Origin of the sequence: Microcoleus sp. MON1_C5, from assembly GCF_036701875.1 — a bacterium.
Classification (GTDB): domain Bacteria; phylum Cyanobacteriota; class Cyanobacteriia; order Cyanobacteriales; family Microcoleaceae; genus Microcoleus.
Map to the genome: position 1 here is coordinate 101,586 of NZ_JAUBRN010000007.1, position 15,867 is coordinate 117,452.

Annotated in this window: 16 protein-coding genes; 8 read left to right on the top strand and 8 right to left on the bottom strand. The window is 46.4% G+C overall.

Annotation, left to right across the window (positions count from 1 at the left end; genetic code table 11):
- Window positions 1-57 precede the first annotated feature (57 nt).
- The gene (locus tag QUA71_RS05455) at window positions 58-384 is read right to left on the bottom strand and encodes a DUF433 domain-containing protein (protein WP_333283213.1); all 327 of its coding nucleotides are present in this window, start codon (window positions 382-384) and stop codon (window positions 58-60) included.
- Window positions 385-460: 76 nt separating this feature from the next.
- A complete protein-coding gene (locus tag QUA71_RS05460; protein ID WP_333283096.1) occupies window positions 461-1,354 on the bottom strand; it encodes an ion channel in 894 nt (297 codons plus the stop codon).
- Between the two features lie 112 nt (window positions 1,355-1,466).
- On the opposite strand from QUA71_RS05460, the gene QUA71_RS05465 reads away from it, so the two are divergent.
- Window positions 1,467-1,787: a hypothetical protein gene (locus tag QUA71_RS05465; protein WP_006634523.1), complete on the top strand. Its 321-nt coding sequence runs from the start codon at window positions 1,467-1,469 to the stop codon at window positions 1,785-1,787.
- Between the two features lie 304 nt (window positions 1,788-2,091).
- On the opposite strand, the gene QUA71_RS05470 is transcribed toward QUA71_RS05465, so the two are convergent.
- The 4 genes from QUA71_RS05470 to QUA71_RS05485 all read right to left on the bottom strand — a co-directional run bounded on the left by QUA71_RS05470 (window position 2,092) and on the right by QUA71_RS05485 (window position 6,630).
- Window positions 2,092-3,426, bottom strand: coding sequence for a hypothetical protein (locus QUA71_RS05470; protein WP_333283100.1), 1,335 nt, complete (start codon window positions 3,424-3,426; stop codon window positions 2,092-2,094).
- A 551-nt stretch (window positions 3,427-3,977) separates the two neighbouring features.
- A complete protein-coding gene (locus QUA71_RS05475) occupies window positions 3,978-4,499 on the bottom strand; it encodes a hypothetical protein (RefSeq protein ID WP_333283102.1) in 522 nt (173 codons plus the stop codon).
- A 289-nt stretch (window positions 4,500-4,788) separates the two neighbouring features.
- Entirely contained in the window at window positions 4,789-5,142 is a 354-nt protein-coding gene (locus QUA71_RS05480) for a hypothetical protein (RefSeq protein WP_190693740.1), read from the bottom strand.
- 387 nt (window positions 5,143-5,529) lie between these two features.
- On the bottom strand, window positions 5,530-6,630 hold the full coding sequence (locus tag QUA71_RS05485; protein ID WP_333283106.1) for a saccharopine dehydrogenase NADP-binding domain-containing protein: 1,101 nt from the start codon (window positions 6,628-6,630) through the stop codon (window positions 5,530-5,532).
- Window positions 6,631-6,877: 247 nt separating this feature from the next.
- Here QUA71_RS05485 and QUA71_RS05490 point away from each other — a divergent pair, with 247 nt between their 5' ends.
- Complete coding sequence (locus QUA71_RS05490; RefSeq protein WP_333283109.1) at window positions 6,878-7,060, top strand: hypothetical protein; 183 nt, start codon at window positions 6,878-6,880, stop codon at window positions 7,058-7,060.
- A gap of 61 nt (window positions 7,061-7,121) precedes the next feature.
- On the opposite strand, the gene crtO is transcribed toward QUA71_RS05490, so the two are convergent.
- Window positions 7,122-8,819: a beta-carotene ketolase CrtO gene (gene crtO / locus QUA71_RS05495; RefSeq protein ID WP_333283112.1), complete on the bottom strand. Its 1,698-nt coding sequence runs from the start codon at window positions 8,817-8,819 to the stop codon at window positions 7,122-7,124.
- Window positions 8,820-8,845: 26 nt separating this feature from the next.
- Between crtO and QUA71_RS05500 the strand changes: the two genes are divergently transcribed.
- Window positions 8,846-9,115 (top strand): hypothetical protein, encoded by a 270-nt coding sequence (locus tag QUA71_RS05500; RefSeq protein WP_333283115.1) that lies wholly within the window; start codon window positions 8,846-8,848, stop codon window positions 9,113-9,115.
- A gap of 137 nt (window positions 9,116-9,252) precedes the next feature.
- On the opposite strand, the gene QUA71_RS05505 is transcribed toward QUA71_RS05500, so the two are convergent.
- Window positions 9,253-10,353, bottom strand: a complete 1,101-nt coding sequence (locus QUA71_RS05505; protein WP_333283118.1) for a tetratricopeptide repeat protein — start codon at window positions 10,351-10,353, stop codon at window positions 9,253-9,255.
- 150 nt (window positions 10,354-10,503) lie between these two features.
- Between QUA71_RS05505 and QUA71_RS05510 the strand changes: the two genes are divergently transcribed.
- The 5 genes from QUA71_RS05510 to QUA71_RS05530 all read left to right on the top strand — a co-directional run bounded on the left by QUA71_RS05510 (window position 10,504) and on the right by QUA71_RS05530 (window position 15,867).
- Complete coding sequence (locus tag QUA71_RS05510) at window positions 10,504-10,830, top strand: YbjQ family protein (protein WP_190656844.1); 327 nt, start codon at window positions 10,504-10,506, stop codon at window positions 10,828-10,830.
- A 269-nt stretch (window positions 10,831-11,099) separates the two neighbouring features.
- A complete protein-coding gene (locus QUA71_RS05515; RefSeq protein ID WP_333283122.1) occupies window positions 11,100-11,723 on the top strand; it encodes a hypothetical protein in 624 nt (207 codons plus the stop codon).
- Window positions 11,724-12,047: 324 nt separating this feature from the next.
- On the top strand, window positions 12,048-13,199 hold the full coding sequence (locus tag QUA71_RS05520; RefSeq protein ID WP_333283125.1) for a sulfate ABC transporter substrate-binding protein: 1,152 nt from the start codon (window positions 12,048-12,050) through the stop codon (window positions 13,197-13,199).
- A gap of 292 nt (window positions 13,200-13,491) precedes the next feature.
- A complete protein-coding gene (iscB, locus tag QUA71_RS05525) occupies window positions 13,492-14,778 on the top strand; it encodes an RNA-guided endonuclease IscB (protein ID WP_333283129.1) in 1,287 nt (428 codons plus the stop codon).
- Between the two features lie 99 nt (window positions 14,779-14,877).
- On the top strand, window positions 14,878-15,867 hold the full coding sequence (locus QUA71_RS05530; RefSeq protein WP_333283132.1) for a PstS family phosphate ABC transporter substrate-binding protein: 990 nt from the start codon (window positions 14,878-14,880) through the stop codon (window positions 15,865-15,867).

Here is a 15,867-nt window from a genome sequence, read left to right on the forward strand (position 1 = left end):
GTAAAATATCTCAGTTTTAATACTTTGTGCGATCGCGGTATAAATATCTGCCACAGTTTATGCCTCTTCCTGTTCTCGAATTGCTCTTTCAATCTCATCAGGATATGCCTCAGCATAAGCCCAAGCATTCGCCAAGTCAGCCGCACGCAGAGTCGGATAGTCTTCTAGGAGTTCAGCTTCAGAAATACCTAAACGGCGAGCATTCACCAGCACCCAAACAGGAATTCGCGTTTCTCTGATGCAAGCATCGCCGCCGCACACGCCGGGAGTCTTTTGAATTCCCGACCAAAATTTTCTTAAACTTTGGGCTAGTAATTCTATAGCTTGAGCCTTCTCTTCGGGAGTTAAAGCCAAGAGCTGCGGTTGCAATTCTTTCAGTGTCATGTTCGCAGTTATTGAGTTCATAAATATTAACTTGTTTTGCCATACAGGTATTCTAGCACTGGCTCAATTAAAACATTCATTCCACAGGTTTCACATCGTGAAACCGAGTATAATCAACCACCCGCCCTCCCGTCGCCGATTTCAAAAGAATATCTACAAACCGCATATTCCACATAATTTCTGATGCCACAAAAGAATGTCGCGCGTGAATAGTTTGCGAAACTGTTTCGTCAATTCCTGTTAACGTAATTACAATTTCCGCTTGCTGTTCCATCAAGTCTTGGGCAGTAAGTTGGTACAAAGGACTGCTCTCGTCAATTGCGTGCATAACAGTCCAAGTTAAGGCAAAAATCGGAGAGTGACTCCGCATTAATTCCAAATCGTAAAAACGCCGCATAAATTCTCCTTCCGCTGTTACCTCGTTGCGGATCAAAGTAGCTCGCTGCTGCGCTTCTAAAATTTGGTTAAAACGCTGATTTGCAGTGCGGTACATCAGAGTCGGAACGCCGTTGAAAGGAGCGATCACAGCTACGCGGCTGAAGATAACTCTAGCTGTTGGTCGAGAAAATCTAGCAAAAGCCAGTCCCGTAATCATTGCCACTCCCCACAAACCAAAAAGCGCTTGGATCGCGACTATAGTATTAGCGTAATCCGTGCGCGGATACATAGAGCCGTAGCCGATCGTCGCCATTGTTTGCACGCTGAAATAAAAGGCATCTGGGAAAGAACCCGGCCGCGCGTTAGCAATGCAATCTCCTCCCGCCAAGTAAGCTAAGGCAAATAAAGAATTCGTGACTGTATAGGAGAGACAAATCAGCATGAAAAATCGCGGCCAAGAAAGAGTTAGCAGGCTGTGGTAGAGGTCGGCAAAATGCAGGCGCGGTACTCCCAACTTGACAATATTTAAGGGGAATTGTCCTTGGCGGCTGACTAAACGAGCCTGTTGCTGGCGGTTGCGGGGAATTTTCATTGCGATTTGTAACTCCGGCTGTTTCAATTTGTAACTATTGCTTGGAGCGGGAAAACTTATCCTTTAGACTGATGTCTGATTCCAAAAATTCGGATACAAGCGGAGTTTAGAAATGGTTGAGCTTAACTGGCATGACTATCTCGTTATGGTTTCTTTTGTGGCATCTATTGCGGGTCTAGTCCTGCTGGGTGATAATCGCAACTCACCGCCAACGGACGATCGCACTTTGAGCGAAGAAATCCTAATCAAGATGAGCTTTACTTACTGGATAGTGTACTGCATCTCTTTTTTCGGGCTGAAACTTCACCTACCAGAGGATAGCTGGTTATTGCTCAGTTTGAAGCTGACTACGGTTCTTTCTTACTTGTTGACTGCTTCTAGCATACTCAGCCTGCCGCTGCAACGCATGGCTGTCCGACGAGTTGAAGATTAACAAAAGGTGTTTGTAGTGAGGACTTCAGTTCTTTCGATCGCGGTGAAGAAAAACTAAAGTCCTGACTGCAAAGCTATTTGAGTTATATTACCGGGCAATAAGCTCACAGCTAGCTGTGAGCTTGTTTAATGGTTTATTATCTGAGGGATGCAGACTAACGCGCCCAAAATGGCTAGGGTCGATCGCACTCATACTTGAAATTGCCACTCTGTTTCTGCTGTCCCTGGGCTGCGGCCATCTCATCGAGTATCCCTTGGCGAAGCCGGCGCATTAGGGCATACCAGTATCCCACGAACTTAGCTAGTTAGGATTTAAAGCCTTTAGAGCTTTTCTTTTTCTCCTGCGGTTTGGACTTTGATTTGTTAACTTCGCCTAAAGCTTCCTGAAATAAGTTGTGCAGGTGCAAGGGAACGCTGGCAATTTCCGGGAGTTCGGGTTCTAAGGGTTTTTTAAACTCTTGCAGCAGGGCATCTAAATCGCGATCGAGCTGAAAATTATTCCGCTGCAATACAGTTTGCAAAATTTGTTCTAATTTCGCTGGATTAACTTTAGCTAACCGCTGCCAAATCCAGACATTAATTCCAGGATCTTCTAGATAGTTACGCACCAGCTTCTCGTAACCGGGAACGGTTGAAAAGTCTTCGGCTGCTAGCAGTGCAGTAAATTGAGCGTAGGTAGACAAAAAAGTTTGTCCCCAGCGAGGATGAGAAAGTGCTGTCACCTGTTCGGCTTTCTTGAAGCGATCGGGCAATTCGACTTTGGGCATTACCATTTTTGAGTGAGGATTGCTATCGATCGCTACCTCAACTGAAGAAGGATCTGCACCGGCTGCTGCTATAGCTGCTGCTTTAATTTCTTCTGCATCGACTCCAGCATCTTCAACGATATCCGCCAGAGATTTACTTTCATCAATGCCGATATCAGCTAGGCGTTTTTTAGTGATGAATTCCTGAAATTCAGTCAACTGTTTATTCAGGTGATATCCCGAGAGCGTCAATTCATCACTGCCAAAAAATTCGGTAAAATCTTCATGGTACTTTTCTACTGACTGCCAAGCTTGCTCTAACAATTCCGGCGCATCGCTGTACAGGTTCTTTTTGTTATTTTGCTTGAAATTGCCGATCGCCACCGCCAACTTCGGCTTACCCAATTTCCCCCTCAGAATGGGAGAGCTCGAAAGTATCCACCAGTCATCAGTGAGGGGAGCGATGCGAGCCAGCAAGATTTCTCCTAACTTAAAGCGAGACATTTCTGCAAGAAAATTAGGACTGTTGGGCTTGACAACGTAGTGCTTAGCCGTCAGCCAGTTCATCAGTTCAAACTTGTCGGGGGAAAGTTGAGTGATTTCAAATAAGCCCGTGAAGCTTCTGTGCCGCCAACTTTCTAGCAAACTGCGATCGCCCTCGGTTAAATCCGGCTGACTTTCGACAAATAGGTCGATCGGCGTTTTGTCTCCGACTTTACCTTCGACTGTAAAACTGTCAATCACTTGATTTTGCTGAGCAATGTCGTAGCGCTCGCCGGTCGATCCAGCAGCAGCATAAGCTTCCAAAGCTACCGCCAACTCTCCTTCAGCATCCAGCACAAAGTCAATTAAATTTTGCTTGAGTGTCCAAGCTCTTTCCAACATTTCATCCACAATTTATACCGATTTTGAATGAGAGGATTTAGATTAACAATTATCGGACTTGAAGCCACCGACGCTTTACGATCCGGCTGCGATTGCAGACAGCGCATCGCGAACAATGACAAAAATATGCGATCGATGCCTCAGTCCTGAATAAGTTTAATTTTAAGGCTAATAGTCAAAAAAAAATGCCCATCTCCAACCGAAGCATCCCGATTTGGTAAAAAGCGTTTATTAGGAGCGCGATCGTCCCGCACAGCAAAGCCTATACGTCTCTAGCCAGTTCTCACAGCGAACAGTCCTGTGAAATAAAAATCGTGCTGAAAAAGGCGATTTCAAGGGAGCATAAAAATACCCTCTCCGATGTAGAGAGGGGCTAAAAATCCCCAAAAACTTTGCTAAACTCGCTTTAAAAACTGTGCCACCTATCAACAACAGTCCAAGACGCAGCAGCCGGGTTTTTTTTTATCAAACACTTCCCTCCATTCCGGTACCCGGCTAAAAATAACCGGAACGCTTGAGTTTGTGTGCGTCCAAGACTGAGAAATACTTGGCGTAAGCCCTTAGCGGCCGTCTTTGTCAATGTCGCCAGGAACAGCGCGTTCCACCCGATCCCAAGCGTCGCGCGTGGCGTGCTTCGCTTTGTCCCAACTCACATTAGATTTACCGCGATTTGTTTCGTAGTCGCGCTGCAAATCCGGTTCAATCTCGTGGAATTGCTTACCAGTATTGCCATAGCGGCTGTATCCCTCATAACCGGTGCGGTATGCAGGCTGATAGTCTTCGTAAGTCGCGCTAGTGTCCACGTAAGGACGGGAACTGTAGTTGCTTTGCCAGTAAGCATCTTCTACCGTGGGGTCGATCGCCTCGGCCACACCTTTGCCCACCAAACCGCCACTAAACGAACCCACAACAGCGCCTACAACTGCTCCTACAGGCCCGCCGATGGCACCGCCGATCGCAGCACCCGCAGCACCCGCACTCGCCGCACCTATACCAGTTCCCACTGGATGAGCCCCTGTTTCCCCGGAAAGCGGGTCTAGGTTAGCATCAGGTTCATGTACCGTTTTTTTGTCATCGCTCATGATATTTTTTTCCTTTTATCTGACTGTAACTATTATTTAATTTACTTTTTTAATTCCTCTCTCTTCATCTTCCCTAAGGATGAATCTGCTAGCTTAAATAAAATGGGAAGGAGAAAATCGCTCTGGATGCAACAAGTGGTTTCACCCCCTACTCTAAAGCGATAAGGTGCGCTGTCCGGCGCACCCTAGAGAATTATTTTCAAGTGAGTCCTGATAGCGGCTCAATTGTCTACTCACCGAAGCTCTGTATTTACCAGCAACTTGAGTTAGATAGAAATCTGTTGATTTATTAGTTGCCCGTGACCTTTTCGATCAACTCTTCAGCTTTTTGAACTATGCCTTCTTGCGGGTGTTCTCCCTTGTACTCTTTTAAGCTTTCGTCGTAAATTTTCTCGACGTTTGCAGGATTTTGAGCAGTTTTGACTATTTCATCGTAAGATCCTGCTTGGGGATTGAGATCCTCGAAACTTGTTGCGGGTTCAGTAATTGTAGCTTCTTGCGGCGCGTGAGTCTTGTCTTGACCTGCGTAAGCACCCTGACTGGGTATTACCGCTAGACCTACCAGACTAATCAAAGCCAGCGTACAGACTAGCAAAATGCTTTGAATCAATGTTTGTCCGAGAGCTTTTAAAACCCGCTTCATATCAACTTCTCCTGGTATTTTTCCGCAAAAATTATGGTGTTTGTCGCCCCTTCACTGCGATCGCACCTTGACAACCTTGGTTCAAGCGCAATCTTTGTCGCAGCTACCGCATCTAGAGCGAGCGAAAAGGGATGTTTCCCATGATGTCCAATATCTTAAGCGCCTGCTTGTTACAATTCCTTCTACCAAAAGATAGATTAGTTAGACAAGCGGAACTCATCTCCTATGAGGGGCGATCGCAATTCCTGCGAGGAACCCTATCTAGGGGTTTTCCCATCAATTACGAAGCCCCTGAGTCTTCTCTTTCGGCGCGTCTTTCGCGTCTTCGCAGTTCGGGAAAAAATCCCATTTACCAACATTTTAAATTGCTATAAATAAGCTAAGGAACTACAAAATAACCTGCTCTATGTCGAGGTTTCTGTTCTGCATAGCTCCTTCAAATAGCTCAGTAGAAAGAGCTTGTTCTACCGACCAAACTCCAGGTTTTTCCAGTTTACCTTCTAACATTAATTGAGCGATGCTGCCAGTACCAATGCCAGTAGCGACGGCAGCATTGGGGTGTACCGCTGTCGAGCAAACTTTAGCCGGTTGACCGTTTTTGAGACCGGTTACTTGCGATCGCACTGCCACACCAACCCCACTAAAACTATTAGTAACACTTGTCATCCCATAACTGACGTAGGAGAGAAATTCAATCACGGAGTTATTTTTGAGCCAGCTAGCAGGCCAATACTTGGCTACAAACCAGGTAAGGTGATTGTAAAGGTCGGGAGACGTACCGAATTTAGTCACAACTGATTTGACGGCGAATGTTTCGGGCAAAGTGATTGCTTCCGGCATATCAAACCAGTAAACCCCTGTTTTGCCGTAGGGCGCGGGAAATTCAATTGTTTCGCGATTGCTGTAGGGTTTTACTTGGTGCCACTTGCGATCTTCCCAAACCTCAAAAGGAGTTTGCAAACCTAAAAAAGTGGTTCTCATGACGGTAACGCCAGCGCCGCCCGAACCTCCGACTACATAACTCAAATGGATGTGTTCTGCTTCATCTAATTGTTCCACATCTCGGCGCACCATGCTATTAGACACACCGGGGAAAATGCCCGTATTAATAATAGCAGTAATCCCAGCATTTTTAGCGGTTTCGCGCAATTCTAAAGCCTTGCGAGTAAAACTGCGGCTGTCACTGACATCAGTATAATTAACACCTGCTTCGATGCAAGTTTTCAGCACGCCGGCGTCTCGGTAGTGAAAAGGCCCCGCACAGTGAACGACAAGATTAGACTCTGAAACTGCTTTTTGCAGGGCTGCACTGTCCGCTAAATCAAAAGTTTGGTACTGCACCCGCTCCGGCGGCAATCCCGGTCCAATAGAGGCTTCAGAGTTGCGTCCGGTAACAGTAATTTCCGCGTCGGTGTAGGTAACAAGGTCTTGGGCAACGCTGCTGCCAATTCGTCCCCGCCCGCCGACAATCAAAACTCGATTTGCCATCGCTAAAAAAAGGGTAACGCCATTTCTCAGTTTCTCAACTTGGGACCGGCGTTTTCATCCGCATAAAGTATGAATTGAGGAGAATGCGAAATCCTGGGGAATCGGCGGCGATGCCCCGATCCGGAGATGGGGAGCGACTTCTACCAGCGACTTGCCTGTTCTGCTTTCATTAGAGGCTTGGCTGCGACACTAATTTAAAAAATGCCTTCACCGTTAACTTGTTCTTCTAATATTGAGAATTTTCTCAATGGAATATGCTCTCAGATGCAAAAACATTTTAACAGGTTTGATGGAACCGGAACCGCCACCACCGATCGCGAAAGATGCACAAGATTTAGAAAAGGTATTGAGGGCGATCGCCAATCGTTTTCCCCTCACAGGAAATCTAACCAGAAAAAGTTCTCGCACTCGCACGCTGATAAATCAATAGAAACAAACGCAGATGTGATTCATCTGCGTTTATCTGCGTTCATCTGCGGTTGCTAAAAATCTTACTTTTCATTACTCCGAAAGACAGACTTACCCTTCGCTTTCAGAGTATTAGCCGCATCTGCCAAAGTCTGCGCGAAAGGCTGCTGCGAGTGTAGGAAAACGCGAGCCGTATTGCGTCCCGGCATCCCCGAAATCGAGCCGCCCGGATGCGTTCCCGCCCCCGTGAGGAACAAACCGTCGATCGGCGTTTTGTAATTCGCCAACTCCGGTAAAGGACGGAAAAATATCATCTGATCTAGCGTCATATCAACGTGATAATAATTTCCCTTCAAAGCCCCCAAACGCTCTCCCAATTCCGCCGGACTTTCCACGTGGCGGCCGATAATTGCATTTTTGATATTGGGTGCATATTCTGCTAATTTATCAATGCAGCGATCGGCAACTTTGTTTTTCAGCTCATCCGTCCAACCCGTACCGTGCTGGCCGGTTCCTTCAGCATTTTCGATCATGTAAGGAGCAAAAAATTCAATCCAAGCCGTATGATGTCCGGGGGGAGCCATTGAGGGGTCTAGTACCGTCGGAAACACCACATACATCGATGGGTCAGAGTCGGGGATTCTGCCGATGGAAGGGTCGCTGTGAGAAAGTTCAACGTGTCTCACCGAGTCTGCAATTAAAACCGACCCGATTAAATATTCGTCCCGATGATTCCAGCGCTCGAATCTAGGCGCTTCATTGAGAGCTAAGTCTATTTTGAGAATAGTCTCGTTGTTGTTAACAATTTTGCGCTCCAATCTTTCCCGCAAATCCGGGTCGGCACTGTCAACATCGCCCGAGTCCATTAAGTGCAGAAACAAGCGCTTAGCATCAATATTAGAAATGACACCTTTTGTAGCGCGGTATTCTGTGCCGCCGGCAACTCGAACTCCCACAGCGCGACCATCATCAACTAATATTTTCTCTACGTGCTGGTCGGTAAGTACGACACCCGAGTATTTTTTCACTACATTAAGCAGCGCTTGCACTAATGCACCTGTCCCTCCGCGCGGTCTTGCCATGCCGGGATTGTGCCTCATTGCCAGCATAATTGCGCCTACAGCCAGGGTTTTTTGCGAAGGAGGGGCGCCGAGTTCTGAGGCGAATCTTGCGAGGGGTGCTTTGATAAATTCCTCGTCAAACCACTCGTTTACAATGTCTTCAGCGCTGGTCAGCATTGTGCGAATAAAGTCCAGCGTTTTGTTGGGGGAACCGATGACTGACAATAAATCTTGGATCTTTGAAATATCGTAGTTGCCCAGAATATCTATGATGGATTTTGGTGGCGCATTAAACATCGGAACCATTGCACCTAAAGCCCGCTGCCAAAAGTCTGTATATTCGGCATATTTTTTAGCATCCCGCTCGTTGTAGCGGGCAATTTCAGCACAAGTTTTTTCTACAGATTTGTGCGCTAAGAAATATTTGCCGTCGGGATGCGGACAAAAGGCAACTGGATCGCAGAAAAGATATTCTAAACCGTGTTTTTCCAGTTCTAATTCTTCTACAACTGGCCCTAAATGGATAAATTCGTGGTCGATCGCGCACATATTGAATTTAAAATCCGGCAATTCGGGAATCGCAGCTTCGGTAGTTGCCGCGCCGCCGGGAACCGAACGTTTTTCTAACAACAGGACGGTATATCCCGCTTTGAGGAGATAAGAGGCACAGACCAGTCCGTTGTGACCTGCTCCGATGATAATCACATCATACGTTTGCATAGATAAAGCTCTGGGGATGGGAGATTTTGCTTATTTTACAAATGTTAACAAGTTTGCTGTCTCTACCAATAGAAATAGATTCATTTTCAGGAACCCGTTTTAACATCTTACAAAAGATGGAGTTTTTACCAAATGCTACTGTGCGATCGGCCTTATTTCCTCTTGAATTTACCCGCGCGATCGCCCTTCTCAAATCGCGCCAATATTGTACACTATTTAGCCACATTTATCTGCATTCAATTAAAAACTTAAGCAAACGAAGGAAGAAGGAAGAAGGAAGAGGAAAGCGGGAATAGGGAATAGGGAATAGAAACAGTTTTGAGATGGCTTTTTTCCTCGCGACGCGGCGAGTGGAAGGAGTTAAGCCCTAGGAAAATTACTTGCTCCACACTCAAAACTGCTAGCCCATTACCAATTAGTCCATTGAGAAATCTTACTTTAGTTGCTGGAGCGCCGCCTCAGCTTTTTGTACACCATCATTGTTGCCTTGCTGGCGGTAAGTGTCGAGGGCTTGTTGAAAAGCTTCAATTGCTTCGGATTTGCGATCGCGCGCTTTGAGTGCCGTACCCATATTGTAATAAGCTTCGGCTCTGTTTGGATCGAGCTTAATCACTCGCCCAAAAGTGGCAATCGCTGCTAAAAAATCTTGTTTTTCCAGTTGAATTTTCCCGATTCCTGCGTGTGCTTCCACTAAATTCGGTCGCACCTCAATAGCCCGCTGATAAGCTACCAGCGCTCCGTCGAAGTCGTTTTGAGCCTGGAGAATTTCGCCAATTTCTAGCTGCACTTCTGGATTGCGGGGCTCCAATTTGGCAGCTTCTTCAAAAGCTGCTAGCCCTTCGGAAGTATAGCCGGCACGCAGCAAAGCAGTGCCTAATTTTAACTGGACACCTGCTTGTTTGGGAGCGAGTTCGGCTGCTTGTTGGAGCACGGTAACAGCACTGGCAAAATTTCCCTGCTGGATCAATACTAAACCCATTGAAGAATAAGCTTGCCAATTTTTCGGATCGAGGGCGATCGCCTCTTGGTATGCTTTAAAAGAACCGCTGTAATCTTTTTGCTGAAAGAGTACCACTCCGAGACCGATCCGGGCATTGACATTTTTGCGATCGAGCGCAGCGGCGCGGCGGTAAGCTGTGGCTGCTGCGGGATAGTTTTGCAAATTCGCCATAGCATATCCTAAGGCGTATTGGAAGTCAGCATTGTTGGGTTCCAGACCGATCGCTTGTTGGTAAAATTCCACTGAGGCTTGATAGTTGCCTTGACGCGCTTCTAAATAGCCAATACCAGAAAAAATGCGGGGGTTTTCCGTATCTAAACGTGCCGCTTCCTGATAAATGGCGATCGCCTTACTGTAGTCTCCTAAATCTACCAACTCGCGCCCTTGTCGCAGCAGAGCATCTAAATTTGAATTATTTTCAGGGTTGACTTCAACTGACGTTTCTGCTGAGAGCGCTACCTGCGGCGCAGCGACAGCGAATCCTGCTACTAACAGCGTACTGAATATCAAGAGACTTTGTTTGTGCACGGCCATTTGTTTCAATGAGTGTGTGGAATGAAAGAGCGAGTTGCTGTCAGCTTAGCAAGCTGACAACTTATGGTTTACCAGGAATGTTTGAGCGGCGAGATGTAGTAAATCTACAGAACAAGACCAACTCAAAATTTTCGCGACTGAGGCCAACTGATGATTGTAACAACAACTGATATCATCCAAGGAGCAGAAATTCAATCTTACCTGGGAATTGTCACTGCTGAGGTGGTTTACGGCACCAACGCCCTGCGAGATTTCTTCGCGGGCATTCGCGACATCATCGGCGGGCGCACCGGCAGTTACGAGGAAGTTTTTCTCAAAGGACAGCGAGATGCCCTCGCGGAACTGGAAAAACGGGCCCAGCGCCTGGGCGCCAATGCCGTAATCGGCGTGGAAGTGGACACAGGCACGATTAATGTAGACTCGAACGGGGCTTTGCTGCTGATTACTGCCGTTGGAACGGCTGTAAAATTGCGTTAAGCTGTCTTTCCTGTATACGTCCGCATTTCCTGTATACGTCCGGAAACTTTTCTAACGGGATAAAATATTCATCACTTATCAGTCATAAATCATCAATGATTCGCTAATAGCGGCGGGCTGGTGGGTGATGACTTTTTCGTTTATTTCTTCAGACATAGAGACTGGTTCTTTCCCCAGGCAGATATACTTTCTATCAATCTCAGCCATAATTCATGCTTAGTTGAAAGATGGTTAAAAATTAAAGCAACTCTCAGAGGAAAGAAAAACCTATGTCATACGTAAATAGACCTGTAGATAACGTTGGTACCGAACCCGTAGTTGTGAATTCAATGATGGAATACCACGATCGAGTACGTTGGGGCCCGATTTTTTCTGGTTTGGTAATTGCGATCGGCACACAACTGGTGTTAAGTGCATTGGGCGCTGCGATCGGGTTGAGCAACATTGCTAGTTCAGGAGCTCCGCGCAGTATTTCAGGGGACGTGGGTACCGGCGTCGGAATTTGGTCAATTATTAGTTTGTTAATTAGCTTGGCGGTTGGCGGTTGGGTAACTGCTCGCGCTTGCGGCCCGATGAACCGCAACACAGCACTTTTAAACGGAGCAATTTTGTGGGCAACTACCTTAACAATTGGCTCTTGGCTGTTAGCAAATGGCGTGGCCGGTACTTTTGGCGTAATAGCTGCGAATGCGGGAGAAGCAATTAATCAAGCGCAGCAGGGCGGGGTCGATTTGCCGAACCGAGCACCTAACGTATCTGCTCAGGATGCTCGCAATCTTGCTGGTAATGCTGCAAAAGCTGGTTGGTCGTTCTTGTTCGGCTCGCTATTGGGTTTAGTTGCTTCGATGGTAGGAGCATCTGCCGGTGCGCGCACTCCTCGGAATTACTCGTAAAAGTTTCGTCAGACACGGAAAGTTCTATATTCATGAAAGCACTTTTTTTAAGGTGCTTTTTTGTTGGTTTCTCGTTCCCAAGTTCTACCGGGGAACCCATTTCTTGAGGCTCTGCCTCCAGGTTTTTAAAGCTAGTCAGTTCTAACTGTTTAGCGAGCACGGCGGGCGGGGGTGAGTTTGGACTCTTTGTCATGGTAGCGCTAGGTTAAAACGATTTATTAAAAAAATATTAAGAAAACTGAAAACTCTAATTTGATGACTTTATACTCCTAAGAGTAACTACGCAAACTTGATAGAAATACCGTAGTTACAGAAAAAGTATCGGTGAATCAACAACAAGTTTGGCAAAATTCAGTGACTTCGATCGTTCAGTCTCTAAAATTTGCGATCGCAGCCAGTTCCCAATTGGTGCGATTTTCAGGGCAATTTCTCAAAAAAGCCCAGCATCTAGGACGCTCAGTCCAAGCGTACATCGTCTTGTTTTTACTAGGTGTAATTCTAACTGCGTCAATTGCTGCTTGCTCAGCAGCGAGTGGGGCCAATCAAAGCGAGGTCAAGCTCAACCTAGTTTCCTTCTCAGTGACGAAAGCGGCCCATGACCAAATCGTCCCTAAATTTATTGAAAAGTGGAAGAAAGAGCACAACCAAAACGTCATTTTTGAACGCAGTTATGGCGGGTCTTTAGCGCAAACCGACGAGATCATTGCCGGCAAACAAGAAGCCGATGTGGTGCATCTTGCCCTTCCATTGGATGTGGTTCGCATCGAAGAAGCTGGTTTGATTAATTTGGGCTGGGAGGACAGAGTTCCTAGACGGGGAGTAGTTAGTCATTCTGTGGCGGCAATTGTCACCCGAGAAGGCAACCCCAAAAATATTCAAACTTGGGCAGATTTAGCCAACGAAGATGTAAACGTGATTGCAGCAAATCCTCAAACATCGGGTATTGGCGTTTGGCAATTGTTAGGTCTGTGGGGGTCAGTAACCCAAGAAGGAGGCGAACCTGAACAAGCCCTTGATTTTGTGGGCAAAATCTATAAAAAAATTCCCACCCTAACCAAAGATGCCCGCGAAGCCAGCGACTTATTCTTCCAACAAGGTCAGGGAGATGCCTTAATCACCTATGAAAATGAAGTGATTTTAGCTGGAACGAACGGACCAAAAACCAGTTACTTTGTTCCTCCCCTCAATATCTCTATCGATAATCCCGTGGCAATAGTTGATAAAAACGTTGATAAGCATGGAACGAGAGAAGTGGCAGCAGCCTTTGTCGATTTTCTCTATTCAGACGAAGCTCAGCAAGAATTCGCCAAATTAGGCTACCGTTCGGTCAATCCCTTTATCGCTCAAAGCGGCCAGGTGCAATTTCCCCCAATTAAAACTTTGTTCAATGCTCAAGATTTAGGAGGGTGGCCTTCGATCAAAGAGAAGTTTTTTGCAAACGGTGCCATCTTTGACCAAATTAAGGGAAAGTTCTGAACCTAAACGCCTAATTCACTTTCTTTTTTCCAAACTTACACTCAAATGCTGTCAACAACCCACCACTGACCCTACGGGTACAGTGGGGGCTTGAAATACAGCCCTAGTTGACCAGACTCAGGTAGAAATACCTCCGTTTAAGGCAAGTGTTAAAGTTCCTACCTTGGGATGCGTAGCTAGTTCCAAGCTCTAGAACTCAAAAGTTAAACAGTCATTTGGGAGACAGTGCTTTTGAGATAGTACCGACCTTAAACATTGTCAAAGCTAACATTACCCGCAAGGAGACTCACGAGTGAGTAAAGTTTTCGTTTTAGACACCAACAAACAGCCTCTTAATCCTATCCATCCAGGTAGGGCAAGAATGCTGTTATTTCAAGGGAAAGCTGCTGTATTTCGCCGCTACCCTTTCACCGTGATACTGAAGGAGGAGGCGATCGACTCAAAGATAGACTCGCTACGAGTCAAAATTGACCCTGGAGCGAAAACCACTGGGCTAGCACTTGTCAACGACAGCACTGGAGAAGTTGTGTGGGTAGCCGAGTTACAACATAGAGGGTTTCAGGTTCGGGATGCTTTAACTTCACGCCGCCAGTTAAGACGCTCGCGCCGCAACCGCAAAACCCGTTATCGCAAGCCTCGTTTCCTCAATCGCACCCGTCCTCAAGGCTGGTTGCCACCATCTTTAAGTAGTCGAGTTGCTAACATCCTAACCTGGGTTAAGCGCCTGTCATCATTGTGTCAAATTACTGCTGTCTCTCAAGAGTTGGTCAGATTTGACACTCAACAGATGCAGGATGCTGAAATTAGCGGAGTTGGTTATCAGCAGGGAACTTTGGCGGGATACGAGATTCGCGAGTTTCTGTTGTTCAAGTGGAATAGAACCTGCGCCTACTGCGGGGCAAAAGACACTCCTCTTGAGATTGAGCATATAAATCCTCGGTCAAAAGGAGGTTCTAATCGAGTCAGCAATCTATGTCTAGCCTGCGTTCCTTGTAATCAGAAGAAAGAAAGTCAGGATATCAAGGATTTCCTGAAAGGTCAGCCTGACTTACTCAAACGCATCTTGTCCCAAGCTAAAAAACCGTTAGCTGATACGGCAGCCGTCAATGCAACTCGATGGAAGTTGTACGAAAGCCTCAAGAAAACAGGTTTACCTGTTGAGGTTGGCACAGGTGGGCTTACCAAATACAACCGAACTGTTCGGGGCTTAGGCAAGACTCACTATTGGGATGCTACTTGCGTTGGAGCATCCACGCCAGAGCAGTTAATCACAGCAGGTGTTAACAAGATGCTTATTGCTGCTAAAGGTCACGGAACCCGTCAGCAATGCCGTACTGACAGATTTGGGTTTCCGATTCGTTATTGCTCTAGAACCAAGTTTCACAAAGGGTTTCAGACAGGGGACATTGTTAAGGCAGTTGTCACCGCAGGGAAGAAAGCAGGGACTTACGTTGGGCGGGTAACAACTCGTGCCACAGGTAGTTTCAATATTTCAACACCTGATGGGCTGGTTCAAGGAATCAGTCATAAGTATTGCAAACATATTCACAAAAAGGACGGTTATTTCTATGCACAGTAACTTGGATATTTTAGGGGGATTGACCTCCATAAAATATCCCCCGTTTCCTCCCACCGCTGACCCTACGGGTACAGCGGGGGTCTCCACGGGGGTAGAAAGATGAAATTTTATCGTTGGTTTTACCTAATCCCTCTCATCGTCATCGGCAACCTGATGACGAGTTGTGGCAATTCAGGAGATAAGGAACAGCAAATCAGTATTGATGGTGGTGCTGTGGGCTTTAGCGTTTCCCTCGCCGTCGCCGAAGAATACCAAAAACTTTATCCCAATGCCCAAGTCAGCGTCGCGGCCAGTGGCACAGGGGGAGGGTTTAGCAAGTTTTGTGCTGGAAACCTTGAGATTGCGGGGGCTTCTCGCACCATCAGAGAGGAAGAAATCAAAAAATGTGCCGACAAAGGAATCGAATTTATTGAACTGCCGATGGCTCTTGATGGTCTTGCGGTAGTGGTTAATAAGGAAAATAACTTTGCCAAATGTCTAACGATTAAAGAATTAGACACAATGTGGAATGCCAAATCTGAAGGCAAGATTACCAGTTGGAAGCAAATCAATCCCGACTTTCCAGACGAAAAACTGTTGCTGTTTGCCCCTCCTTCCGATACAGGAACCTTTGATTATTTCACCCAAGCCGTAACGGGTAAAAGGAAAAATAGTCGTACCGACTTTACCCCCAGTCGCAACCAAAATACCCTCGTTCAAGGGGTGATTGGCAATAAATCGGGAGTGGCCTATCTGGGAATTGCCTTCTTGCTCCAAAACCAAGACAAATTGAACGGGGTGGCGATTGAAAATGCGGATGGAAAATGTGTTAAACCAGTTCCCCTTGATAACGTTCTGAGAAATATCTATAGCCCCCTCTCTCGCCCCCTCTTTATCTACGTCAATAAAAAAGCCCTTGACACCAATCCTTCCCTTGAAAGATTCGTGAAATTCTATTTAGAAAATTCTTGGAAATGGGTAGATGGTGTGGGCTATGTGGCGTTACCCGATGAAGCTTATGTGAAAACTAAGCAAAAATTTGAGCGGCGTGAAACCGGAACGAAATTCAAAAAAGCCAAACCCGGTGAACCCATTACTAACTTTATTTAA

Coding starts and splice junctions, on each gene's coding strand:
- QUA71_RS05455 (WP_333283213.1), bottom strand. CDS start 384: ATGACACTGAAAGAATTGCAACCGCAGCTCTTGGCTTTAACTCCCGAA.
- QUA71_RS05460 (WP_333283096.1), bottom strand. CDS start 1,354: ATGAAAATTCCCCGCAACCGCCAGCAACAGGCTCGTTTAGTCAGCCGC.
- QUA71_RS05465 (WP_006634523.1), top strand. CDS start 1,467: ATGGTTGAGCTTAACTGGCATGACTATCTCGTTATGGTTTCTTTTGTG.
- QUA71_RS05475 (WP_333283102.1), bottom strand. CDS start 4,499: ATGAGCGATGACAAAAAAACGGTACATGAACCTGATGCTAACCTAGAC.
- QUA71_RS05480 (WP_190693740.1), bottom strand. CDS start 5,142: ATGAAGCGGGTTTTAAAAGCTCTCGGACAAACATTGATTCAAAGCATT.
- QUA71_RS05485 (WP_333283106.1), bottom strand. CDS start 6,630: ATGGCAAATCGAGTTTTGATTGTCGGCGGGCGGGGACGAATTGGCAGC.
- QUA71_RS05490 (WP_333283109.1), top strand. CDS start 6,878: ATGGAATATGCTCTCAGATGCAAAAACATTTTAACAGGTTTGATGGAA.
- crtO (WP_333283112.1), bottom strand. CDS start 8,819: ATGCAAACGTATGATGTGATTATCATCGGAGCAGGTCACAACGGACTG.
- QUA71_RS05505 (WP_333283118.1), bottom strand. CDS start 10,353: ATGGCCGTGCACAAACAAAGTCTCTTGATATTCAGTACGCTGTTAGTA.
- QUA71_RS05510 (WP_190656844.1), top strand. CDS start 10,504: ATGATTGTAACAACAACTGATATCATCCAAGGAGCAGAAATTCAATCT.
- QUA71_RS05515 (WP_333283122.1), top strand. CDS start 11,100: ATGTCATACGTAAATAGACCTGTAGATAACGTTGGTACCGAACCCGTA.
- QUA71_RS05530 (WP_333283132.1), top strand. CDS start 14,878: ATGAAATTTTATCGTTGGTTTTACCTAATCCCTCTCATCGTCATCGGC.